This is a genomic window from Enterococcus sp. AZ119, assembly GCF_050546175.1.
Taxonomy (GTDB): Bacteria; Bacillota; Bacilli; order Lactobacillales; family Enterococcaceae; genus Enterococcus; species Enterococcus faecalis.
In genome coordinates, this window is sequence record NZ_CP172951.1 from 1,659,357 (window position 1) to 1,683,080 (window position 23,724).

General features: G+C 38.2%; 23 protein-coding genes and 1 other RNA gene. 4 read left to right on the top strand and 20 right to left on the bottom strand.

Translation table 11 applies throughout. The features are described 5' to 3' along the window. Window positions 1-59: 59 nt before the first annotated feature. The 20 genes from IGL37_RS08175 to IGL37_RS08270 all read right to left on the bottom strand — a co-directional run bounded on the left by IGL37_RS08175 (window position 60) and on the right by IGL37_RS08270 (window position 20,911). Window positions 60-1,421, bottom strand: coding sequence for a deoxyguanosinetriphosphate triphosphohydrolase (locus IGL37_RS08175; protein ID WP_002381752.1), 1,362 nt, complete (start codon window positions 1,419-1,421; stop codon window positions 60-62). A gap of 16 nt (window positions 1,422-1,437) precedes the next feature. Then, the gene (locus IGL37_RS08180) at window positions 1,438-2,262 is read right to left on the bottom strand and encodes a toll/interleukin-1 receptor domain-containing protein (RefSeq protein WP_002357099.1); all 825 of its coding nucleotides are present in this window, start codon (window positions 2,260-2,262) and stop codon (window positions 1,438-1,440) included. Window positions 2,263-2,615: 353 nt separating this feature from the next. Next, the gene (gene eno, locus IGL37_RS08185; RefSeq protein WP_002357098.1) at window positions 2,616-3,914 is read right to left on the bottom strand and encodes a phosphopyruvate hydratase; all 1,299 of its coding nucleotides are present in this window, start codon (window positions 3,912-3,914) and stop codon (window positions 2,616-2,618) included. Window positions 3,915-4,045: 131 nt separating this feature from the next. Further along, window positions 4,046-4,801, bottom strand: a complete 756-nt coding sequence (tpiA, locus tag IGL37_RS08190; protein ID WP_002360035.1) for a triose-phosphate isomerase — start codon at window positions 4,799-4,801, stop codon at window positions 4,046-4,048. Window positions 4,802-4,849: 48 nt separating this feature from the next. Beyond that, window positions 4,850-6,043, bottom strand: coding sequence for a phosphoglycerate kinase (locus tag IGL37_RS08195; RefSeq protein WP_002357094.1), 1,194 nt, complete (start codon window positions 6,041-6,043; stop codon window positions 4,850-4,852). 126 nt (window positions 6,044-6,169) lie between these two features. Beyond that, entirely contained in the window at window positions 6,170-7,171 is a 1,002-nt protein-coding gene (gene gap / locus IGL37_RS08200) for a type I glyceraldehyde-3-phosphate dehydrogenase (protein ID WP_002357093.1), read from the bottom strand. A gap of 39 nt (window positions 7,172-7,210) precedes the next feature. Next, window positions 7,211-8,248, bottom strand: coding sequence for a sugar-binding transcriptional regulator (locus IGL37_RS08205; protein WP_023894450.1), 1,038 nt, complete (start codon window positions 8,246-8,248; stop codon window positions 7,211-7,213). 419 nt (window positions 8,249-8,667) lie between these two features. After that, a complete protein-coding gene (locus IGL37_RS08210) occupies window positions 8,668-9,546 on the bottom strand; it encodes a YitT family protein (RefSeq protein WP_002357090.1) in 879 nt (292 codons plus the stop codon). A gap of 142 nt (window positions 9,547-9,688) precedes the next feature. Next, entirely contained in the window at window positions 9,689-10,258 is a 570-nt protein-coding gene (locus tag IGL37_RS08215) for a TIGR01440 family protein (RefSeq protein WP_002365825.1), read from the bottom strand. After that, window positions 10,255-10,761, bottom strand: coding sequence for an ECF transporter S component (locus IGL37_RS08220; RefSeq protein ID WP_002357086.1), 507 nt, complete (start codon window positions 10,759-10,761; stop codon window positions 10,255-10,257). Before IGL37_RS08220 ends, IGL37_RS08215 begins: the two co-directional genes overlap by 4 nt. Further along, the gene (locus tag IGL37_RS08225) at window positions 10,745-11,581 is read right to left on the bottom strand and encodes a bifunctional hydroxymethylpyrimidine kinase/phosphomethylpyrimidine kinase (protein WP_025191152.1); all 837 of its coding nucleotides are present in this window, start codon (window positions 11,579-11,581) and stop codon (window positions 10,745-10,747) included. The genes IGL37_RS08220 and IGL37_RS08225 overlap by 17 nt, the downstream gene beginning before the upstream one ends. A gap of 149 nt (window positions 11,582-11,730) precedes the next feature. Beyond that, window positions 11,731-13,500, bottom strand: a complete 1,770-nt coding sequence (aspS, locus tag IGL37_RS08230; RefSeq protein WP_010717649.1) for an aspartate--tRNA ligase — start codon at window positions 13,498-13,500, stop codon at window positions 11,731-11,733. A 17-nt stretch (window positions 13,501-13,517) separates the two neighbouring features. Next, window positions 13,518-14,819 carry a histidine--tRNA ligase gene (hisS, locus tag IGL37_RS08235; protein ID WP_002362049.1) on the bottom strand — a complete coding sequence of 434 codons (1,302 nt, stop codon included), beginning with the start codon at window positions 14,817-14,819 and terminating at the stop codon, window positions 13,518-13,520. Next, entirely contained in the window at window positions 14,816-15,037 is a 222-nt protein-coding gene (locus IGL37_RS08240; RefSeq protein WP_025189863.1) for a hypothetical protein, read from the bottom strand. The genes hisS and IGL37_RS08240 overlap by 4 nt, the downstream gene beginning before the upstream one ends. A gap of 139 nt (window positions 15,038-15,176) precedes the next feature. Next, complete coding sequence (gene dtd, locus IGL37_RS08245) at window positions 15,177-15,623, bottom strand: D-aminoacyl-tRNA deacylase (protein WP_002357080.1); 447 nt, start codon at window positions 15,621-15,623, stop codon at window positions 15,177-15,179. A gap of 23 nt (window positions 15,624-15,646) precedes the next feature. Beyond that, entirely contained in the window at window positions 15,647-17,860 is a 2,214-nt protein-coding gene (locus IGL37_RS08250; RefSeq protein WP_002357079.1) for a RelA/SpoT family protein, read from the bottom strand. A 214-nt stretch (window positions 17,861-18,074) separates the two neighbouring features. Next, window positions 18,075-18,827 (bottom strand): 16S rRNA (uracil(1498)-N(3))-methyltransferase, encoded by a 753-nt coding sequence (locus IGL37_RS08255; RefSeq protein WP_002357078.1) that lies wholly within the window; start codon window positions 18,825-18,827, stop codon window positions 18,075-18,077. A 1-nt stretch (window position 18,828) separates the two neighbouring features. Next, complete coding sequence (gene prmA / locus IGL37_RS08260) at window positions 18,829-19,776, bottom strand: 50S ribosomal protein L11 methyltransferase (RefSeq protein WP_002357075.1); 948 nt, start codon at window positions 19,774-19,776, stop codon at window positions 18,829-18,831. A 15-nt stretch (window positions 19,777-19,791) separates the two neighbouring features. Next, window positions 19,792-20,277 carry a DUF3013 family protein gene (locus IGL37_RS08265; protein ID WP_002388170.1) on the bottom strand — a complete coding sequence of 162 codons (486 nt, stop codon included), beginning with the start codon at window positions 20,275-20,277 and terminating at the stop codon, window positions 19,792-19,794. After that, window positions 20,234-20,911, bottom strand: a complete 678-nt coding sequence (locus IGL37_RS08270) for a DNA-3-methyladenine glycosylase (RefSeq protein WP_002364174.1) — start codon at window positions 20,909-20,911, stop codon at window positions 20,234-20,236. The genes IGL37_RS08265 and IGL37_RS08270 overlap by 44 nt, the downstream gene beginning before the upstream one ends. A 128-nt stretch (window positions 20,912-21,039) precedes the next feature. Between IGL37_RS08270 and IGL37_RS08275 the strand changes: the two genes are divergently transcribed. From IGL37_RS08275 to IGL37_RS08290, 4 genes are all read left to right on the top strand, one after another. Further along, entirely contained in the window at window positions 21,040-22,317 is a 1,278-nt protein-coding gene (locus tag IGL37_RS08275) for a replication-associated recombination protein A (protein WP_002360030.1), read from the top strand. 72 nt (window positions 22,318-22,389) lie between these two features. Beyond that, window positions 22,390-22,583: non-coding RNA, 6S RNA (ssrS, locus tag IGL37_RS08280), on the top strand. Window positions 22,584-22,590: 7 nt separating this feature from the next. Then, window positions 22,591-22,923 (top strand): hypothetical protein, encoded by a 333-nt coding sequence (locus IGL37_RS08285; protein WP_002357068.1) that lies wholly within the window; start codon window positions 22,591-22,593, stop codon window positions 22,921-22,923. Between the two features lie 317 nt (window positions 22,924-23,240). Further along, window positions 23,241-23,714 carry a universal stress protein gene (locus tag IGL37_RS08290; RefSeq protein ID WP_002357065.1) on the top strand — a complete coding sequence of 158 codons (474 nt, stop codon included), beginning with the start codon at window positions 23,241-23,243 and terminating at the stop codon, window positions 23,712-23,714. The last annotated feature ends 10 nt before the right edge of the window (window positions 23,715-23,724 follow it).

Below are 23,724 nucleotides of genomic sequence, written 5' to 3' on the forward strand. Positions count from 1 at the left end.
TGTGCAATGAACTAGTTTTCTTCAGCGGCGGCAACCGCTGAGAAGCTTTTTCTCAAATTTTAAGTGAATAATGTATCATAAACTTTTTTGGCATATCCATCCGTCATATTACATACAAAGTCCACCGCCATTTTCAAACGATAATAGTCTTTTTCTGCTTCTGTAGCGTTCTTTGCTTCTCTTCTATACAACGCTTTCGCGCTTTCCGAAATATTATTAAAGATTCGCTCCTCATACTTATTCATGGAAACTTTTTCATATTTCAGTACGACTGGAACAAATTCATCTAGTAAACGATTGATGATATTGAAGCCCAATACCTCTTGATCCAAAATTGTTTTTGTTTGAAAAACATAGACTCTAGAAAAGTTTTTTAATGCCTGAAAGCATTTCACTTCATCACAATCTTCAATGATAATTTCATTTTGATAGATACCACTCATAATTAAGTCATAATGATTAGCAAAATTTTTCGCTACGCTTTGACAAACAGCTCTTTGTGTCTTTCTCAAAAATTCTTGTAAGGTAGCTTCTTCTGTTTTATCTTTTTCTAACATTAAAAATTTTTTTGTTCCTGTTTGCGCATCAACAAACTGCTTTAAATCTTGATAGCTGTATAAACCATAATTATAGGCATCTTCGATATCTGAAAAAGTATAGGCGATATCATCTGAAGCTTCTAACAAAAAGACTAATGGGTGTCGCTTATTTTGTGTTCCTGTCGCAAATTTAATGGCGTTAAACACTTGTTTTTCCGAGTAAAAATAGCCAACTTTTTTAGACAAAAGCTGTTGCTTATTTAATTGATCTGAAGATGCCGTATATTTGATAACTGTGTCTAATGTCGTGGCGGTTAGTTTCATTCCTGCTTTAGAAGTCCCATTATCATGATGCAGTTTTGTTAAAAGTCGGATGGTTTGAGCGTTTCCTTCAAAGTTAAGAAAATCATTTTGTTGTTGCTCCGAAAAATCAGACCAACAAGCATACAAAGGACCATTTTTTTCAAACCAAATACGAATGGCTTCTTCCCCAAAATGTCCAAAAGGGGGATTGCCGATATCATGGATTAATGCAGCTGTTTCTAACAACCGATAGCATTCTGATAATTCCATAACCTCAATGTTTCGTTCGTTCAACTGTGAAATAACTAATCTAAGTATATCCCTGCTATGCATTGCCACTTCTAAGCTATGTGTTAAACGTGTTCTTACAAAATCATTACGTTCTAAAGGAAAAACTTGTGTTTTATCTTGTAAGCGTCTAAATGCATCACTTTTAATTACTCTACGATAGTCACTATCAAAAGATTTACGAAGTTCTGTGGCTAAATCAACTTGCTTATTTAACCAGTCATTTTGATATTGTTTGCCATTATCAGAAATGCGATATGTACCAACCAACTGACGCCAATTCATTTTCATTTATTACCTCCTCCAATTACTCTACCTTCTCTAAATAAGAGACGTAAATATTTTTACATTTACCAATATCACTGAATTCCCGATTGTTATACGCCTTATCCTTTTTCAATTTAAACCGCACTTTTTCGCCTTCTTGAAAAGTTCCCCACGTAAGAAAAAAGAATAGCCAATGGCTTTCATCCTCTGATAGCGTGTCTAAACCTAAACTTTTAGGCTCAATTAAGCTAGGTAATTTAAAACAGTCATACACCCCTTTTGCTGTGCCATACACAGGACGATGAGTGCTAAGAATCGTTTCAAAATATCCCTTTTCATCAGGTTTTAAATAACTTGCTTGCCGAATCAGTTGTGTCAGTTTATTTTGGAATGGCTGAATATTTTTCTCAACGTTTAGTTCAAAATCTGGCTCAGCTTGTACATCTGTGTCATGAGATAACTTTTTTAATAAGCAGTTGATTTCATTAGTACTTGTCTTGTCATTAAACGCAATCGCCAAACGCTCACTACTGATAACACCTTTCATATCTTTCATAGAAAAATTATTTAATGCAATTGGATAGTGTTTATCTGATAGCATCCAAGAAGCACCCATTTCGTTTAAACATGGAATACTCTGATAATAATGATCAGATAAAAAATACAGCATGACAGGTTGATTGGTTAGCTCCCTTTTAATCGTGTCAAAAATTAATTCTCCTGGCTGTACACCTGTTTCAATAGTGGAACTATAAAAAATATCCTGTGTTCGAAACCCAAACTTTTTCAATAATTGGATAAACGCATCCACATATTCTTGATCCTTTGAACTATGACTAATAAAAATCTTTTTCCCGTTGCTCAATACTCAACATCCTCCAAGTTAAATTTGTGTTTTCATTTTTTTGTGAAATTCTATACTATTTCTTTAAGCGTACAGCGTTATCTGAAACCAGTCAATACTAAAATTATAAAATAACAATTATTTTGTTTTATTAATTTTTTATATAATGTTGTTTTGTTAATGTTTTGTTATTTTTAAACAAGTGATTATAGAGCGATGTACGGTTGAAGTTATTTCTAATCTATTTTTTTCAATATTTTTATAAATATAAAAAAACACGCCTTTCTTTGCAGAAAGGCGTGTTTTTACGTCCGAGTATAAGGAGAATTGGTTCATTAACCAATTGTCCCTTTAAGCGTTATTCATTAAATGAATTATTTGTTTTTTAAGTTGTAGAAAGATTTTAAGCCTTTGTATTCAGCTACATCGCCTAATTGATCTTCAATACGTAATAATTGGTTGTATTTAGCAATACGGTCAGTACGGCTTAATGAACCAGTTTTGATTTGGCCAGCGTTTGTTGCAACAGCGATATCAGAGATTGTTGAATCTTCTGTTTCACCAGAACGGTGAGATACAACTGCAGTGTAGCCAGCTTCTTTAGCCATTTCGATTGCTTCAAATGTTTCAGTTAAAGTACCGATTTGGTTAACTTTGATTAGGATTGAGTTAGCGATACCTTTTTCGATACCTTCAGCTAATTTAGTTGTGTTTGTTACGAATAAATCGTCACCAACTAATTGAACTTTGTCGCCTAATACTTCAGTTAATTTTTTGAATCCGTCCCAGTCGTTTTCGTCTAAGCCGTCTTCGATTGAAATGATTGGGTATTTAGAAACTAATTCTTCGTAGAACGCGATCATTTCTTCAGTTGTTTTTTCGCCTTCGCCTGAGTCAGCTAAAACGTAAACGCCTTTTTCTTTGTCGTAGAATTCTGAAGAAGCAGCATCCATAGCAAGAACAACGTCTTTACCAGGAACATAGCCAGCTTTTTCGATAGCTTCGATGATTACTTCGAAACCTTCTTCGTTTGAACCTAAGTTAGGAGCGAAACCACCTTCGTCACCTACTGAAGTAGCTAAGCCGCGACCTTTTAAGATTGAAGCTAATGCGTGGAATACTTCTGCACCCATACGTAAAGCTTCTTTGAATGTAGGCGCACCTACAGGCATGATCATGAATTCTTGGAAGTCAATACTATTGTCAGCATGTGATCCACCGTTGATGATGTTCATCATTGGAGTTGGTAATACTTTTGTATTGAATCCGCCTAAGTAGTGATATAAAGGCACTTCTAGGTAATCAGCAGCAGCACGAGCTACGGCGATAGACACACCAAGAATAGCGTTAGCACCTAATTTACCTTTGTTAGGAGTTCCATCTAAATCGATCATTGCTTTATCGATAGCCATTTGATCGCGTACATCGTAACCGATGATTGCTTCAGCAATGATGTTGTTTACGTTATCTACAGCTTTAGTAACACCTTTACCTAAGTAACGAGCTTTGTCGCCATCACGTAATTCAACTGCTTCGTATTCACCAGTTGAAGCTCCTGAAGGAACCATTCCACGGCCGAAAGCTCCGCTTTCAGTGTAAACTTCTACTTCGATTGTTGGGTTACCGCGTGAGTCTAAGACTTCGCGTGCGTAAATATCAGTAATAATTGACATGTTTTGTCTCTCCTTTGAGTTTGTATTTATACTAAGGGGATTCCCTCATGTATGATTGTAGTTAATTCTCGCAAACTATGCAAACATTTTTTTGCAAAAGTCATTGAGAAAACGTTACCGTTAGTGATTTCTTATTTTACAGCATCTAATAAAGCTAGGAATGAATCTGCTTCTAAGCTTGCGCCGCCGACTAAAGCACCGTCAACGTTTTCTTTTGCCATATATTCAGCGATGTTTTCTGGTTTAACAGAACCACCGTATTGAATACGAACAGCTTCAGAAACTTCTTTGCCGTATAATTTTTCAACTGTTGAACGAACAACACCACAGATTTCATCTGCAATATTAGCATCTGCAGATTTACCAGTTCCGATTGCCCAGATTGGTTCGTAAGCGATAACCATTGAAGCAACTTGTTCGTTTGATAAACCAACTAAGCCGTTAGTGATTTGACCTTCGATCCATTCCGCTGTTTTACCAGCTTCATACGTTTCTAAAGTTTCACCACAACAGAAGATTGGTGTCATACCATTTGCAAAGATTGCTTTGGCTTTTTTATTGATATCTTCATCTGTTTCGTGGAAATATTCGCGACGTTCAGAGTGTCCGATAATCACATAGTCTACACCTAAATCTGCAATTGCAGCTGGTGAGTTTTCACCAGTGAAGGCACCAGCGTTTTCCCAGTAGCAGTTTTGTGCAGCTAATTTCACTTCAGAATCTTTTAGGTTCCAAGCTAAAGGAGCTAAGAATAATGCTGGAGATCCAATCACAGCGTCAACAACGTCGTTTGATGGAACAGCATTTTTTACTGCTTCTGCAAAGCTTTGTGCTTCGCTTAAAGTTTTGTTCATTTTCCAGTTACCAGCGATAATTGGTTTGCGCATGAAAAGCACATCCTTTTCTTTTTTTAAAAATATTGTCTTTTAAACTGATTATTTATCGTTAATAGAAGCTAAACCTGGTAAAGTTTTGCCTTCTAATAATTCTAAACTTGCTCCGCCACCTGTTGAGATGTGAGAGAATTTGTTTTCGTAGCCTAATTGAATTGCTGCAGCAGCAGAGTCCCCGCCACCGATGATTGTTGTTGCGTCTTCTAAATTAGCAATCGCTTCACAAACACCAATTGTTCCTTTGGCAAAGTTACTCATTTCAAATACGCCCATTGGTCCATTCCAAACAACTGTTTTCGCACCTTGTAATTCGTTAGCAAATAATTCAATTGTTTTTTCACCAATATCCAAGCCTTCTTCATCATCTGGGATTTCAGTTGAAGGAACCGTGTGGAAAGGAGCGTCATTGCTGAACTCTTTAGAGACAACTGTATCAACCGGTAAAACTAATTTGTCGCCAGCTTTTTCCATTAAGCTTTTCGCTAAGTCCACTTTATCTTCTTCAAGTAAAGATAAACCAACACTATAGCCTTGTGCTTTCATGAATGTGTAAGCCATACCGCCACCGATTAAAATTTTATCGGCTTTTTCAATTAGGTTTTCAATGACAGCGATTTTGTCAGAAACTTTAGCGCCACCCAAGATTGCTACGAATGGACGTTTTGGATTTTCAACAGCTTCGCCGATGAATTTAATTTCTTTTTCCATTAAGAAACCAGCAACTGTTGGGATACCAGTTGAAGCAATTCCAACGTTTGAGGCATGTGCACGGTGTGCAGTACCAAAAGCATCATTGACAAATACATCGCCTAAAGAAGCCCAGTATTTACCCAATTCAGCGTCATTGCCGCTTTCTTTTTTGCCGTCAACATCTTCAAAACGAGTGTTTTCAAATACTAAAACGTCGCCGTCTTTCATATTGTTAACAGCGTCTTCTAATTCTTTACCACGTGTTTCTGGAACAAAAGTAACTGGTTGACCAAGTAATTCGCTTAAACGTTCAGCCACTGGTTTTAATGATTTGCCAGCTTTGTCTTCTTCTGTTTTTACACGACCTAAATGAGAGAAAAGAATTGCTTTTCCGCCATTTTCAATCACGTATTTGATTGTTGGTAAAGCCGCTACGATACGATTATCGTTTGTGATCACGCCATCTTTTAACGGAACGTTAAAGTCAACACGGACAAGGACTTTTTTGTCTTTTAAATCTACATCTTTAATTGTCTTTTTAGCCATGAGTAGACCTCCTGTATTGTCAATTTTAGGATTTTTCTTTTTTAAAAAAAGAAAGCGGAGAAGCGCGTTGCTTCCCCGCTTATTATTTCACAATTGTTCAAATTTCACTAATGATAAGAATGAATCTTATAAGTTAGCGAAGTATTCTAAAGTACGAACTAATTGAGCAGTGTATGACATTTCGTTGTCATACCAAGCAACAGTTTTAACTAATTGTTTGTCGCCAACTGTCATAACTTTTGTTTGAGTTGCATCGAATAATGAACCGTAAGTCATACCTACGATATCAGAAGAAACGATTTCGTCTGTGTTATAACCATAAGATTCGTTAGCAGCTTTTTCCATTACTGCATTTACTTCATCAACAGTAACTTCTTTGTCTAATACAGTAACTAATTCAGTTAATGAACCAGTAGCTACAGGAACACGTTGAGCAGCGCCATCTAATTTACCGTTCAATTCTGGGATTACTAAGCCGATTGCTTTAGCAGCACCAGTTGAGTTAGGTACGATGTTTGCAGCAGCAGCGCGCGCACGACGGAAGTCGCCTTTAGGATGTGGTCCGTCTAATGTCATTTGGTCACCTGTGTAAGCGTGGATAGTTGTCATTAAACCTTCAACAACACCAAAGTTGTCATGTAAAGCTTTAGCCATTGGAGCTAAGCAGTTTGTAGTACAAGAAGCGCCTGAAATTACAGTTTCTTCTCCAGTTAATGTTTCATGGTTTGTGTTGTAAACGATTGTTGGTACATCGTTACCACCAGGAGCTGAAATAACTACACGTTTTGCACCAGCAGTTAAATGTTTTTCAGCAGCTTCTTTAGAAGTAAAGAAACCAGTACATTCTAAAACGATGTCTACACCTAATTCGCCCCATGGTAATTCTTCAGGGTTACGGTTAGCTAAAACTTTGATTTCTTTGCCGTTAACGTTGAATGAACCTTCGTGAACTTCAACTGTACCGTTGAAACGGCCTTGAGTTGTGTCATATTTTAACAAGTGTGCTAACATTTTAGCATCTGTTAAGTCGTTGATTGCAACTACTTCGATTCCTTCTACATCTTGGATACGACGGAAAGCTAAGCGTCCGATACGTCCAAATCCATTAATACCTACTTTAACTGTCATTAAAGATTTCCTCCTTATGAAAATCAAAAATTTTTTATTTTAAAGGGTTACCCCTTTTAAAATCTCGTTTGCAGCAGCTTCATCTGTGATGAGCCACGTTTGTTTTGGTGCATTTTTCATATATGCGCGAATGGCTTTGGCTTTCGTTTTGCCGCCCGCAATTGCGACGACATAGGAAATTTCTTGTAAGTTTTTTAATTGAAGGCCAATTCGTGGGATTTTATAGACCACTTTTCCTTCTTCATCAAAGAAATAACCAAACGATTCTGCCACGGCATTTTTTTGTTTGAGCATAACCATTTCGTCATCAGACATTTTTCGGCGTGCCGCCATGTGCAACGCTCGACCAATACTGTGCACCACACAGTTGGCATGACTAATTAACGTAAGAACTTCTTGAATCGAGGGTTCTTGTAATAAGCTATTATACGTTTCACGACTCAATTGTTCTGGGACATATAACGCCCGGTAGTTACCACCCGTTTTGTTGGCCATTACAGCACTAATTGAATTGGCTTGGACAGAAACTGCTTCACCAATCCCTCCTCTGGCTGGAACAAACAAATTATGACGTTTTTCAGTTTCTAGTGATCCCATATTTTCGGCCACCATGGCCATTGTTGTCCCACCCATAACCGCAATTGTATTCTCACCATTTGGTAAGAGTAAATTCAGCGTATTGGTTAAGACATCTCCAAAGTCCGAAAGAACTTTCTTTTGGATATCACTATCTCCTGCAACAACGATACAACGTTGAATGCCAAAGTACTGTGTCATTTCTTTTTCGATTTGGTGCATGCCAAGCAATTGATTCATGACTAATTCTAAGCCTTGGTAGACTTCCAAACCGCGTTCTGTTAATGTCATTCCGCTTTTTGAGGGTTCAATCAGGTTGAGTTGCTTTAAAACATCTGTTTCTGTACGCAAGACTCGCTCTGTAATTCCCATCGTTTCTGATAAACTTCTACGTCCAATAGGTTGCATCCAATAAATATTGCGAAGAATTTGGAATCTTTCTTGTAATACATCGAGCATATCTGGAGCAACTGCTTCAATCATTTTAAATTCTTTTAACATGATGCGCTCCTTTTGTGGGTCGAAATATGTCCAAGTAAGACTGAAAACGACCTATGAACTTTAAAAAAATAGAATTGATGTTCGTTTTTCCTACTATTTATTCATAACAGTATTAAAAGTACTTATCAATTACACACTTAGTGTACCAGTTTTTTTAGGTCTTTTCAATAAAAATGATTCTTTTTTCATCGTTTTCTTTCAAATCCAAACAAAGCATTCGTTTGTGAGAAACAATAGCGACTTATTTCCGAATAATCAGATCTAATTAAACCAAAAGCAAAGGAATTCACGAACGTCTTTCAATTAACTTCTTGTTTAAATGGGAATTTCAGGTCCTCTCACAAAGCATTTTTTACTTATTTTTCAAAAAAAGCAACGAAAGAATAGACACAGCCATTCTCTCGTTGCTTCATATCCTTTTATTTGTAATCTTCTTCGTAAAAACGTCCTAAAATTTTAACATTATCTGAGATGCTGACAAAGGCATTCGGATCACTTTCTTTCATGGCTGCTTCTAAACTTGGCAACTCAAAGCGTGTCACAATAGTTAGCAAAACAGTTTGGCGGTCGTGGCGATATGCCCCTTCCGCTTCATGAATAATTGTAATACCACGGCGCATTTTCTTTTGAATCTCATCCACGACTCGATCTGGGTTTTTAGTGACAATCATAACTTGCATTTTCTTTTGCTTAGTATAAACGGCATCTGTGACCTTCCCACTTACAAAAATTGATAACGCACTGTAGAACATGTATTGCCAGCCAAATAAATAACCTGCAACGAAGACAATTAGTGCGTTAAAATAAATTGAAATCGAGCCAACGGAACGCCCCGTTTTTTTCCGAATGGTAATGCTTAGAATATCTAAGCCCCCAGAAGAAACCCCGTTTTTTAAGACAAAACCAATTCCTGATCCAGAAATCGCCCCACCAAAAATAGCACAGATAATTGGATCTTGGGTCATCACCGTTTGCGGAACAATATGCATAAATAATGAAGTTAAAGTCACGGTAATGAAAGTAAAAATTGTAAACTTCTTACCTATTTTCTTCCACGCAATAAAGAATAACGGCACATTTAAAAGATACAATGTAATGGAGACAGGCACATTAAAACCCACAATTTTTGTTGAGAGGGTTGTTAAAATTTGTGCCAAGCCTGTTAAGCCACTGGAATAAATATTTCCTGGTTGATAGAAAAAGTTCATGGCAATTGATGCAAGAATAGCATAGACAATCGACACAGAAAATTTTGTTGTATAGTCATGAACTGGCAGTCCGTCATAAATTTTTTTCATAAATAATAGCCTCGTTTCAGGTTTTCAATAAATTACATTTCTTTTCATATTATACGTGGTTTACCGAGAGAAAAAAAGAGATTCCTATAATAATTACGGAAGATTCATCAAATGTTTATAGAAATGAAAAAAGAACGAAATCTTAACGATTTCGTTCTTGGGTTGTTTCATAATGGGCTCTTGGTCCACCAATATATTTAGGACGAGAATATAATGCTGTAACATGGGCCGCACCTAACGTTCGAATGCTCAAGCGAAGAGGAACTTGCACATGTTTTACATGCATACCGATAGATGTATCGCCAATGTCAATCCCTGCTTGAGCAACAATATGTTCAACTTCCACAGGTTCATCAAATTTTTCAAAGGCAGCCACTGAACAAGAACCGCCAGCATGTAATTGCGGTACTACCGAGACAATTTCAAAGCCTTTTTCTTCAGCCACACGACGTTCCATCGCTAAAGCACGATTAATATGTTCGCATCCTTGGACAGCCAAAGAGATGCCTTTTTTATCTAATTGTTCAATTAAGGTTGAGACAATCCATTGTCCTACTTCGGCACTGGAATTTTTACCAATGACGCCACCTACCACCTCGCTGGTGGTACAACCTAAAACAAATAGGTCCCCTTTTTGTAAATTTCCTGCTGTAATGACTTCTTCTGTAATTGTCACTAACTGTTCTTTTAACATTTTTTCATCGATAGTCATTTGTTCATCCTTCTTTCTTCTAAACGACCATTTTTTGGTAACACACGTTTTAATGTTTGACTAAGAGGCAATGCTACAATCACCCCAAATAAGGATTGAATAATATTCCCTGGTAAAGAGGCAATCCCCGCACCCACGCCGTAAAGCCAGCTAGTCGCTAAAGCATACCCGCTAATCATGAGGAGACTGGCTAAAAGTAATCCTAGCGTTTGCATCTTTTTATTTTTATTAAAGAAGTGCCCTGCTAACCACCCTTGTCCGCCATGAATCAATAACGAAAAAACGAACCATTGTGGATAGCCTGACAATAAATCAATTAAACCACCGCTTAAAGCTCCGACTGTCAAGCCACCAATCGGACCAAAAAGTAAACTAGCAATGTAAATCCCTGCATCCGCCAATGTAACAAAGCCATTTGTTGCTGGGACGGGGATAATAAAGACCATTGACACAGCCACTGTTAAAGCGGTAATTACTGCATATAGACTAATTTTTCTTGTCATTATCCGCCACACCTCCTGCTAGTAATCCTTCATGCCACACACTTCCAAAAGCTGCATTTAGCTGAACCCCAGAAACAATGGCTTCATGAACGTATGTTTTTGCTAAATCAACTGCTTCAATTAACGGATATCCTTTAACTAAATTCGCACCAATTGCAGAGGCAAAGGAACAACCAGCGCCATCAATGGTGTGGGCCATTACTTTTTCTTTGACCAATTGAATATGTTGTTGTCCATCATAAAAAAAGTCACGTGCTTCTTGGCCAAGCCAACGATTACCACCTTTAATCACCACCGTTGCCGCTCCTAAAGAGTTTAACTCTTCCGCCGCTTGTTGGACTTCTTCGACGGTTGTTAATTTTCTGCCAATGAGTAATTCTGCTTCTTTTAAATTAGGCGTTATAATCGTTGCGAATGGAAAAAGTTTTTCAATCAATAACTGCATGTATCTTTTTTCATAAACTGAAGTCGTTTCTTTAAAAGCCAAGACAGGATCCAACACCACCGGCAGACCAGCGTACTTTTTCAAAAAGGTTGCAATTTGTAGCATACTTTCTTCACTGTGAATCAAGCCAATCTTGATGCCGTCTAAACTCCCGGCAGGTATGGAAGCGAGTTGCTCTTTCACCAAAGAAGTCTCCAGGTCATGAATCTGAAAATGATTCTTGGGGGCTGTAGCAAGGCAAGTTAAAGTTGATAAGCCAAAGACTTGATGATTTTCAAACGTTTTTAAATCTGTTTGAATCCCGCCACCTGAAAAAGGATCGGAACCGCCAATTGTTAAAATTATTTTTGTCATTTGTTTCGCTCCTTTATACACTCAGTTATCATACAAAGTTTTCTAAAAAGAAAAAACAGCCAATTGGCAGATTTTTAGCTCAGCCACTTTTTATTTTGTTATCCTTTTCCTTCCCAAAGAAAGAGTGACCTCATCCGTCAATGAAGTCACTCTTTCTTTGGATTTAACACTTATTCGTCAATGGCTGTTACATCAATGTTTAATTCAAACAATTGTAATGGAGAAACTAAACTTGGTGCGTTGTTCATTGGGTCAATTGCTTTCCCGTTTTTAGGGAAGGCAATCACTTCACGAATATTTTCTTCCCCAGCCAATAGCATTGCTAAGCGGTCTAGCCCTAAAGCAATCCCTCCATGTGGCGGGAAGCCGTAATCTAATGCGTCTAGCAAGAAACCAAATTGGTCTTGTGCTTCTTCTTTTGTAAAACCTAACGTTTCAAACATTTTTTCTTGTAATTCTCGTGTATGGATCCGTAATGAGCCGCCGCCTAATTCGTAGCCGTTTAAGACAACATCGTAAGCTTCAGCATACACAGAGGCTGGGTCTGTTGCTAAGCGGTCCACATCCTCTGCTTTTGGTTGTGTAAATGGATGATGAGCAGAAACATAGCGACCAGCTTCTTCATCATATTCAAACAACGGCCAATCCACAATCCACAAGAAATTGAATTTCGATTCATCAATTAAACCTAATTCTTTACCTAAACGTGTACGTACCGCACCTAAAGCAGCGGCTACGATTTCAGGTTTATCGGCACCAAACATTAAAATATCACCGACTTCTGCATTGGTAGCAGCAATTAATTCATCACTAACTTCTGTTAAGAATTTAGCAATCGGTCCTTTTAAGCCATCTTCTTCAACTTTTAACCAAGCTAAGCCTTTTGCGCCAAATTGACTCACATACTTACCTAAGTTATCCATATCTTTACGAGAATACTTATCTGCGGCGCCTTTTGCATTCAAAGCCTTCACATGTCCACCATTTTCCAACGCTGCTTGGAAAACTTTGAAGTCTACGTCTTTCACTACCTCTGCAACATCAATTAATTCCATAGCAAAACGAGTGTCGGGTTTATCGCTACCATAGCGTGCCATTGCTTCGTCATAGCTCATTCGTGGAAACGGAACAGAAATCTCAATTCCTTTTGTCTCTTTCATCACTTCAGCCAACATATTTTCTGTATATGTTTGAATTTCTTCTGGTGTTAAAAAGGTCGTTTCAATATCGATTTGTGTAAATTCTGGCTGACGGTCGCCTCGTAAATCTTCATCACGGAAACAACGAACGATTTGGTAATAGCGATCGAAGCCTGCCCCCATTAATAATTGTTTAAAGAGTTGTGGTGATTGTGGTAAAGCATAAAAATGACCGGCATGGACACGAGAAGGAACCAAATAATCGCGAGCGCCTTCTGGTGTTGATTTGCCTAAATAAGGAGTTTCAATGTCTAAAAAGTCATGATTATCTAAATAGTGACGGATTGTTTTCGTTACTTGGTGACGTAATTTAATGTTGTTTGTCATTGATGGACGACGTAAATCTAAATAACGATATTTCATGCGCAATTCGTCATTAACGTTATTGTCATCTTCAATGGTAAATGGCGTTGTTTTCGCAGTATTTAAAATCGTAATGTCAGTCGCCATCACTTCAAACTCGCCAGTTTTCATTTTGGGATTAATCGCTTCTTTATCACGATAAACGACTTGACCTTTAACTTCGATGACGTATTCACTACGACATTTATCAGCAATTTCCCATGCTTCTTTTGACTTTTCTGGGTTAAAGACCACTTGGACGATTCCTTCACGGTCACGTAAATCAATAAAGATAACGCCTCCTAAGTCACGACGTTTTTGAACCCATCCTTTTAATACAACTTCTTTTTCAATAAATTCGGCAGATACATTGCCGCAATAGGTTGTGCGTTTTGCCATTTCTCAATCTCTCCTTTTTATTCTTCAATCATTTTTGTCATCATTTCGTCATACACTTCATCAAATGAATCATGAATAGCACTTAACGGGAAGGCTTTTTCTTCGCGTGTTGCCATTGATTTTACGTTGACAATGCCTTCATTCAATTCATTTTCACCGATTGTTAAAACTAATTTTGCTTGTAATTTATCGGCCGTTTTAAATTGCGCTTTTGGTTTGCGATTCATGTAATCACGATCAGCTGAGAAACCAAAGTTACGAATGCTTTGAACAAGTTGCAAAGCTGCGACGTTGGTTTCTGAACCAATGCCAACCACATATGCGTCTAATTCAGATAACGCTGGAATCACAACTTCTTCAGCTTCCATTGTTAACAACACTCGCTCAATGCCCATACCAAAACCAAAACCTGGTGTGTCTGGGCCGCCTAATTCTTCAACTAAACCATTGTATCGGCCTCCTGCACAAATAGTTGATTGCGCACCCATTTTAGGCGCTTCACTCATAATTTCAAAAATTGTGTGTGTGTAATAATCCAGGCCGCGAACCATATTACTATCAATTTCATAAGGAATTTCTAGTAAATCTAACATATCAGTTACTGCTTCAAAATGTGCTTTAGATGGTTCATTTAAATAATCTAAAATGGAGGGCGCTTCTGCGACAATCACCTTGTCTTTTTTATCTTTGCTGTCTAACACCCGCAATGGATTTTCGTGTAAGCGACGTTGTGAATCCTCGCTTAATTCTGCCATATGGGGCTCTAAATAATCGATTAATGCTTGACGGTACGTAGCACGTGTTTCTTTATCCCCCAAGGAATTAATAACTAATTTGATTTGTTGGATGCCTAATTGTTTGAAGAAGTCCAAAGCCATAGCCATGATTTCAACATCCAATGCTGGGTTTTCACTACCAAATGCTTCCACACCAATTTGATGGAATTGACGCAAACGACCAGCTTGTGGGCGTTCATAGCGGAACATCGGCCCCATGTAATAGGTTTTATATGGTTTCGTATATTCCGGACCATATAATTTATTTTCAACGAAGGCCCGAACAATTGGCGCTGTCCCCTCAGGACGTAGCGTCACGTGACGGTCTCCTTTATCATAAAAATCATACATTTCTTTTGAAACAATATCTGTAGTATCGCCAACACTGCGAGATATTACTTCATAATGTTCAAAAATCGGGGTTCTGATTTCTTGGTATTGATAATCTTTAAAAATCAAACGAGCTGTTTCTTCCACAAATTGCCATTTTTCAGAAGTTCCTGGCAAAATATCGTTTGTTCCTTTTGGTTTTTGATAACTCATTGTCTTTCTCTCCTTCTATCATTCCACAAAAATGTGTGCGCCATTTTCTTTTTTCTAAAAATGAAAAAAGCCCTTGTATGTTGAACATACAAGGGCGTAAAAGTCTCTTTTACACGGTACCACCTAGTTTTGAAAGATTCTACTCTTTCCTCAACGATTAACGCTCGTAACGGGACGGCTTTTCTTCCGTCCATCTCCAGAATGTCTTTCACTTTCACTGTTGAAGTTGCTCTCAGCCACGGCAACTCTCTCTTCGCAGACAGATGAAACTTACTCGTTCCTTCGTAGATTTTTAATATTATCTATAAACTACTAAAGTTCTCTTAGAAAGTCAAGGGGTTCCGACAGGAAAATCAATTATTTTTCTCGTGTATCAATCACAATGGTTACTGGACCATCATTGGTCAACGACACTTGCATATCCGCGCCAAATTCTCCTGTGGCTACCGCTATTCCTTCTGCTTCTAATTGTTGATTAAATAATTCATACAAAGGAATCGCCACATCTGGACGAGCCGCTTCAATAAAACTGGGACGATTGCCTTTTTTAGTTTTTGCATAGAGGGTAAATTGAGAGATACTTAGAATTGATCCTTCAATCTCTTGAATGCTGCGATTCATTTTTCCTTCGTCATCTTCAAAAACACGTAATTTACTAATTTTGCCAACAACATAAGCCACATCTTCTGGCGTGTCTTCTTGATGGATGCCCACCAGCACCATGAAGCCTTGTTTGATTTGTCCCACTATCTGCTCTTCTATCGCAACTTGTGCTTGACTGACTCTTTGAATAACTACTTTCATCTTTTTTGCCTCACTTTTAACACTTACCCATTGGTTCGACGAACACTATAAACATCTGGTACACTTTTAATTTTGTCAACGATGGTTTTTAAATGAGAAAGGTTTTGAATTTTCACAGTGACATGAATCTGGGCCATCTTATCTTTGGATGGACGAGCTTCAACGCCAACTAAATTTTTTGTCATCGAACTAATGACTTGTAAAACATCACTCAGTAAGCCACTACGATCATAGCCGTAAATCTCCAAATCGGCAGCGTATTCTTTGCGACTGTGCTCGGTATCTTCCCACTCAACTTCAATTAGACGTTGTGCTAGTTCTTCTTGATGTTGTACGTTAGGACAGTCCGCACGATGAATTGAAACGCCACGTCCTTTGGTAATGTAACCAACGATTTCATCACCAGGCACTGGATTACAACAGCGGCTTAAACGAATCAATAGGTTGTCCACCCCTTGAATCACGATGCCGCCTTCATGACGAACTTTCATTTTTTCTGATTCTTTTTTAGCTGGCTGATTTAACAACTCTTCTGCTTCTTGACGTTGGCGTTCCAACTCTTGTTCGCGGCGTTCTTTTTCTGTTAAACGATTGCACACTACTTGCGCACTTACTTCGCCATAACCTACTGCCGCAAATAAATCATCTTCCGTTTGAAATTTGAATTTATCTAGCACTTCCGCCATTTTATTCTTCGTTAAAAATTCTTTTGGTGTAAAGCCGATTTCTGTCATGTATTTAATGACAGCATCATGCCCTTTAATAATATTATCTTCACGGTCTTGTTCTTTAAAGAAACGTTTGATTTTATTTTTAGCTTTACTTGTTTTAACCATTTTCAACCAGTCGCGACTAGGTCCGAAAGAATTCGGTGATGTTAGGACTTCAATAATATCCCCATTTTTTAGGACATAGTCTAACTGTACCATTTTGCCGTTGACCTTCGCACCGGTTGTTTTATTCCCAATTTCAGTATGAATGCTGTAGGCAAAATCTAGTGGTCCGGAGCCTTTTGGCAGTTCGGTTACATCTCCGCTTGGCGTAAAGACATAGACTTTGTCGCTAAAAATGTCTTCTTTCACACCTTGCATAAATTCAGAAGCATCATAGCTTTCATCTTGTAATTCAATAATTTCATGGAACCAATCGACTTGCTTCGTCAGTTCATCTGTTTCAATTTTTTCCGCTTTGCCTTCTTTATAGGCCCAGTGAGCCGCCACCCCAAATTCGGCGATTTGGTGCATCTCATGGGTCCGAATTTGGACCTCTACTGGATTCCCTTTTGGCCCAATAACTGTCGTATGGATAGATTGATACATATTCGCTTTTGGCATAGCAATATAATCTTTAAAGCGACCTGGCATTGGTGTCCAACGTGTATGAATCGCCCCTAACACGGCATAGCAATCTTTAATGGAATCGACAATAACACGAATGGCTAATAAGTCATAGATTTCATTAAACTGTTTCTTTTGGTCCTTCATTTTACGATAGATTGAATAAATATGTTTTGGTCGACCATATATTTCTGCGTAAATTTCTAAATCTTCCGTAGCTAAACGAATATCTTCGACTGCTTCTGCCACATAAGCTTCACGTTCATCGCGTTTACTTTGCATCAAATTAACAATTCGATAGTATTGGTTGGGGTTAATATAACGTAAGGCCGTATCTTCTAATTCCCATTTAATTCGACTAATCCCTAAGCGATGTGCTAAAGGCGCATAAATTTCTAAAGTTTCTTGCGCAATCCGTCGTTGCTTATCTTCACGTAAATGTTTTAATGTGCGCATATTGTGCAAACGATCGGCTAGTTTCACCATAATAACCCGTAAATCTTGCGCCATTGCCAATAACATTTTCCGATGGTTTTCGGCTAATTGTTCTTCATGAGATTTATATTTAATTTTTCCTAGTTTCGTTACGCCATCGACTAACATCGCGATGTCTTCGCCAAATTCTTCTTTTAAATCGTCCAGTGTTACGTCCGTATCTTCGACAACATCATGTAAAAATCCTGTTGCTACAGTATGGGGATCCATATGTAATTCAGCCAGAATGCCTGCCACTTGAATCGGATGGATGATGTAAGGTTCACCTGATTGTCGGACTTGACCTTCGTGTGCTTTTTCAGCATAAGTTAATGCTTTTTGAACCAACTCAACATGTTCTGGTCCCATATAGGTACTTACAATTTTGATGACCGCTGGGCCTGTCAGTATTTCTTCTTTTGGCATGGTATTCACTCCTCTATGAAGGTGACCTTTGGATAAAGAACACTTCGTTCACGTTTTATCTATTTTAATAAAAAAGAAAAGTACCACTTGAAACAGTAGCACTTTCAACAACTCTATTATACTAAATTTCCCTTAAATTTCAATCACTGTCGCTTTTTTACTCTCTGTTTATTCAAAGAGAATGCCTACAAGAATTTTACAGGCGGGCTTTCGTTTAATTTAAAAGTTCCATTTGGTAGCTAACCGCACTTAAAAGATACAACGGTGCTGTTTCTGCTCGTAAAATTCTCGGACCCAACCCGCAAAGTTTCGCCCCAGCCTGCAGAAATTGTTCAATTTCTTGCGGTGCAAAGCCACCTTCAGGTCCAAAGAGCACACACAAACGTGCGCCTGGCTGGCAAGTGGATAATACTTGTGCTAATTGACTTTTTTCTCCTTGTTTTGCTGATTCTTCATACGCAACCAAGACTGTGTCATATGAGTCAAATTGCGCAATGATTTCTTGTGTTTTTTCCACCAAAGAAACACTTGGTGTCTGCTGCCGATGCGATTGCTCCGCCGCTTCTGTGGCAATTTTTTGTAATCTTTTTTCTTTGGCTGCTCTTTTTTTGTGGTCCCATTTGACAACGGAAGTTTTCGCAGGAAAGCCGATAAACTGATTGCCACCTAGCTCCGTGCCTTTTTGAACAATCCATTCTAACTTGTCCCCTTTTGGTAACCCACACGCAATCGTCACTTCAATTGGCAATTCTTTGTCCATTTCTTCTTTACTAATTTCTTTAAAGTAAACAGATGTTGAATCAATTTCCACAATCTCAGCTAAAATGGCAGTTTTATTTTGAAATACTAAATAACAACGATCATTCGGCGTCATTCGCATAACTCGCACAATATGATGATAGTTTTCATCTGCGACTTTATACAAATCTTTTTCTTGATAATCTTCTTTCATGAAATACCGTTGCATTTTACTCTTCCTCTGGTTTCTTCAAGATAATCGCATACCAATCGCCTTGATTAAAGAGTTGGTCCACCACAAACCCGACTTTCGTTAGTGCTTCTAAAACCATTGCTTTTTTATCTTCAATAATTCCAGAAATAATGAAGGTACCGTCTTGTTTTAGCAAACGCCAAGCATCTTCAATCATTAACACAATAATATCTGCCAAAATATTTGCGACGATTACATCAGCAGAATGGTCAATCCCTTTTAGTAAATCATTGGCTGACACATGAACATCGGCCGCAATGGGATTTAAATCCATATTTTCTTTTGCCGCTGCAACTGCTACTTCATCTAAATCATATGCGTAGACGTCTTTAGCCCCTAAATAGCGACTTGCAATACTCAAAACACCAGAGCCCGTTCCTACATCTAGAACTGTTTCGCCACCACGTAAAACAGTTTCTAAAGCTTGCAAGGTTAAACGAGTCGTTGGATGCGTACCTGTACCGAAAGCCATGCCCGGATCCAATGTGATAATTTTTTCTGCTTCATCTTGTGCGTGATAGGCTTCCCAACTTGGCACAATCGTTAAGAATCGTGTGACACGGACAGGATGATAATATTTTTTCCAAGCAGTTGCCCAGTCGCTTTCTGCTACTTCACTAATTGTCATTTCGTTTTTACCAATGGATAAGCCGTACTCAGGCAAGCGTAAAATATTTTCTTTCATAAATGGTAAAATTTCTGGTAAGAAGGTTGTTTCAGGAAAATAAGCCATCACAATCGCTCCTTCTTTAATGTGGGTGAATTGCTCTTTATCTAAAATTTCCCCATACAGATCACTTTCAAAATTTTCAATGTCCAACGCATCTTCAATGGCCACGCCACTTGCGCCAGCTTCCATCATAATGTTTGAAATTGCTTCAACTGCTTCGCTAGCCGTTTCTACTTTTACTTCTGTCCACTTCATGTTCTCACCTCTAAATTAATAACTTGGATACGCAATCCATTGTTCTTTTTCTGTTTCTGCCACTTTTTTAATCATCGCTTCAAAATCTGCTGGCTCCCAATGCAATTCAAAAACTTCCGCTGTTTCATCTGATAAAAAGTCTAACAAATCACTTTGCCCTTCATCTAAAACCACTTTTAAATAGTGAATGAATCCGTCTAAAACTGCTTTGCGTAGCCCTTTTTTTCCTTCATAAGGAATTGTGACTAAATACTCTTCGTCATCAACGACAGACTTTTGCGGATTGTAAAATAACAAACCATCTTCAAATTCAATGAATTCTTCTTCTGAAAGCGTACCATCAACATCATCAATCGCCACTTGCTCATTGTTTTCTGCATATAAACGAACAATGACTTCGATGGTATGGTTTTTGCGATCCCAATCAAGGCCTACTTCGTAATCTCCTAAGTGTTTTTCAAGTTGTTCCTCTAAGTATGTGAGCATTGTTGCTTTTTTCATTTTCTTCATCCTTCCAGCCAAAATCTATTTGGTCTACTGCTGTTCTTTTTTGTTTAGAAATATATGGATTGCCAGCCACGACGTATCTTAAAGGCAACTCTGTCCAACGACCTTTATTGGGAATTCCAATTCGTGGTAGTGCCTCAATTTTTTTCGGAAATTTTCGTTTTTCTGGCACGAGCCGTAACGAACTAGAAAAAATCGACTGCCCATATAATTGCTTATCAATTCCTAAGGCTGCAACTAATTTACCTGGTCCATTGGTCAATTCCACGCCTTGACGTCCTTGGCGATTTTCAATCATTTTGTCGACACCTTCAACAGGTTCAATCGCGCGGATCATCACCCCTTGTGGTTTGCCTTGCTCTTGTGTCACCATATTTAAAATTAAATGCGTGTGCATAGTATATAAATAAATCGTGCCTGGTTTGTCATACATGGCTTGTAAGCGTGGCGTTTTTCTCAAGCCAAAGCTATGGGCCGCCTCATCATCAGGACCTAAATAAGCTTCTGCATCCACAATGTACCCACCTAAAACGCCTGTTGCTGTTTCGTGCTCTAAATACATCCCTAACAAGTATTGTGCCACTTCTTCAGTTGTTTTTGTGTTAAAGATATTTATCGTTTCTTTCATTTCTTTCACCACTCCCTATCATACACGAAACCTTCCGCTATATCCATCTAAAACCCAAAAAACCACCAAAAAGCGAATGTACGTTCTTTATGTTATAATAAGATGATTATGAAAAAGGAGGTCCTTTTATGCAACAACCTTTAGCCTATCGAATGCGACCTCGTCACTTAGACGAAGTAGTTGGTCAACAACATTTAGTCGGCCCTGGTAAAATTATTCGTCGGATGGTCGAAGCCAAAATGCTTTCATCGATGATTCTTTATGGGCCGCCTGGTACTGGAAAAACCAGTATTGCCAGCGCAATCGCTGGTTCAACAAATTATGCCTTTCGCATGTTGAACGCGGCCACAGACACCAAAAAAGATTTACAAATCGTTGCTGAAGAAGCCAAAATGAGTGGCACAGTGATTTTACTGCTTGATGAAATTCACCGATTAGATAAAACAAAACAAGATTTTTTGCTCCCTCATTTAGAAAACGGACGAATTATTATGATTGGAGCCACTACCGAAAATCCATATATCACAATTAATCCTGCGATTCGTAGTCGTACGCAAATCTTTGAAGTAAAGCCCTTAACAGAAACAGACATTCAGCAAGCGATTCAAGAAGCCTTAACCGATAGCACACGTGGCTTAGGCGATTATCCTGTCCACTTAGAAGAAAAAGCATTACAACATTTGACACGCGCAACGAACGGTGACTTACGTAGTGCGCTAAATGGACTAGAATTAGCTGTTAAATCAACACCCAAAAATGAACAAGGCGAAATTAAGATCACCTTACCGATTATTGAAGAGTGCGTGCAACGAAAAGCCTTAACGCATGATAAAGATGGCGATGCCCATTATGACGTGATTTCCGCTTTCCAAAAGTCAATTCGAGGAAGCGATGTAGATGCTGCACTTCATTATTTGGGTCGCTTAGTTGAAGCAGGTGATTTACCGATTATTTGTCGTCGTTTAATGGTCATTGCTTACGAGGATATCGGTCTTGGGAATCCTGCGGCCGCCGCTCGGACGGTCACCGCTGTTCAAGCCGCCGAAAAGCTAGGGTTTCCAGAAGCTAGGATTCCTCTAGCTAGTGTCGTCATTGATTTATGTTTATCGCCAAAATCAAATTCTGCAGTCACAGCGATTGATGCTGCTTTGGCAGATATTCGACAAGGCTCTGTGGGAGATGTTCCTGATCATTTACGTGATGCCCACTATGCTGGAGCCAAAGAATTAAACCGTGGCATTGGTTATCAATACCCACATAATTTTGAAAACGGTTGGGTCAATCAGCAATACTTACCTGACAAATTAAAAGAGGCACGTTATTACGAACCGATTGATATTGGTAAATATGAACAAGCCTTACATCAGCAACTCAAGCGTATCCAAGAATGGAAACAGAAAAAATAACAAAATAATACGCTTTCAAAAAAAGAAACAATCTCGTTGCCGATTTTGAGAGAGTATGCTATTATAAAGATGGTAAATCTGTGATGTACGCGTTGTCCTTTCACTGTGTTGACCGAACATTTTTATTGATATCTAGGGATCCTGCTTGTATCAAAGTTGGTAACATGCCTTTTCTTTTGGTAGTTCAATACTGCGATCGAGGAACCCACCTGCTTATCTTGCGGGTTCAATACTCTAGGACGATTACCGGCATCGACGGATTTTACCATTTTTATGAAGATTTCTAAACAATTTGCTCTGGCAAGTTGTTTTTTTTTGGAGGACAAGATGATTCGTATACTCGTACTATTACTCGCCGTTGTCACAGGCGTAGCCAGTTATTATTTGATGAAGAAAAGTGCAGCTTTTTTACCACTCTTAAAAAAAGAAACTGCAACAGAAAGTCAACAGTTTATCGAACGTTTTGGGCGTTATTACTTGATTATCGCCATTCTAGGTGTTCTAGCGGCTATTTTTAATCGCCCGTTATTGTCAATTGGTTTTATCTTTTTTGTTTTATTACTTTCAACGTTGTTTAGTTTAACTTTTGCAAAAAAAATGTCATAAAAGACGATGAATTTAAAGAGGTCGGGACAGAAGTGTTTAACTCCGAGAAATAAGAAGGAATTTCCGAAAATTGTTCTTTAATTTTTGGAGAATTTCGACTTATTTCCGAAGGAGTTGCTTCTGTTTCCGCCGTTTATCAATTTTTAAGCCTGGGACAAAAATCCAAAGTGATTTTTGTCCCAGGTTCTTTTTTTACAAAAAAAATGCCAATATTCAGAAAAAAAAGAAGCGGTTTCAGTTTCTTTTTTTCTTTGTTTGTTTTACAATTATTATAGAAACAATTAATGATTTTTTTTACGCTGAAAGGAGCGGTTATTATGTTACAACAATATCAAAAAATTATGATAGCAATCGATGGTTCTGACGAAGCAGACTTAGCCTTTAAAAAAGCGGTCAACGTCGCTAAACGAAACGATGCTGAATTACTATTAGCACATGTTGTTGATACGCGCTCTTTCCAATCAGTGTCCTCTTTTGATGGTGCGCTAGCAGAAGAAGCAATGTCAATGGCAAAAGAAACCTTAGACACCTACCAACAACAAGCGGTGGATATGGGACAAACAAAAGTCTCTAGCGTTCTAGCCTATGGTTCTCCTAAGAATATCATTGCCAAAGAATTACCAAAAGAATACAACATTGATTTAATTATGTTAGGAGCAACTGGATTAAATGCCGTTGAGCGTTTATTTATTGGCTCTGTCTCTGAATCAGTTATCCGTAACGCTAGTTGCGATGTTCTCGTTGTACGGACGGATTTAGACAACAAATTACCAAAAAATGAAGAAAAATAAAAAGAAACTG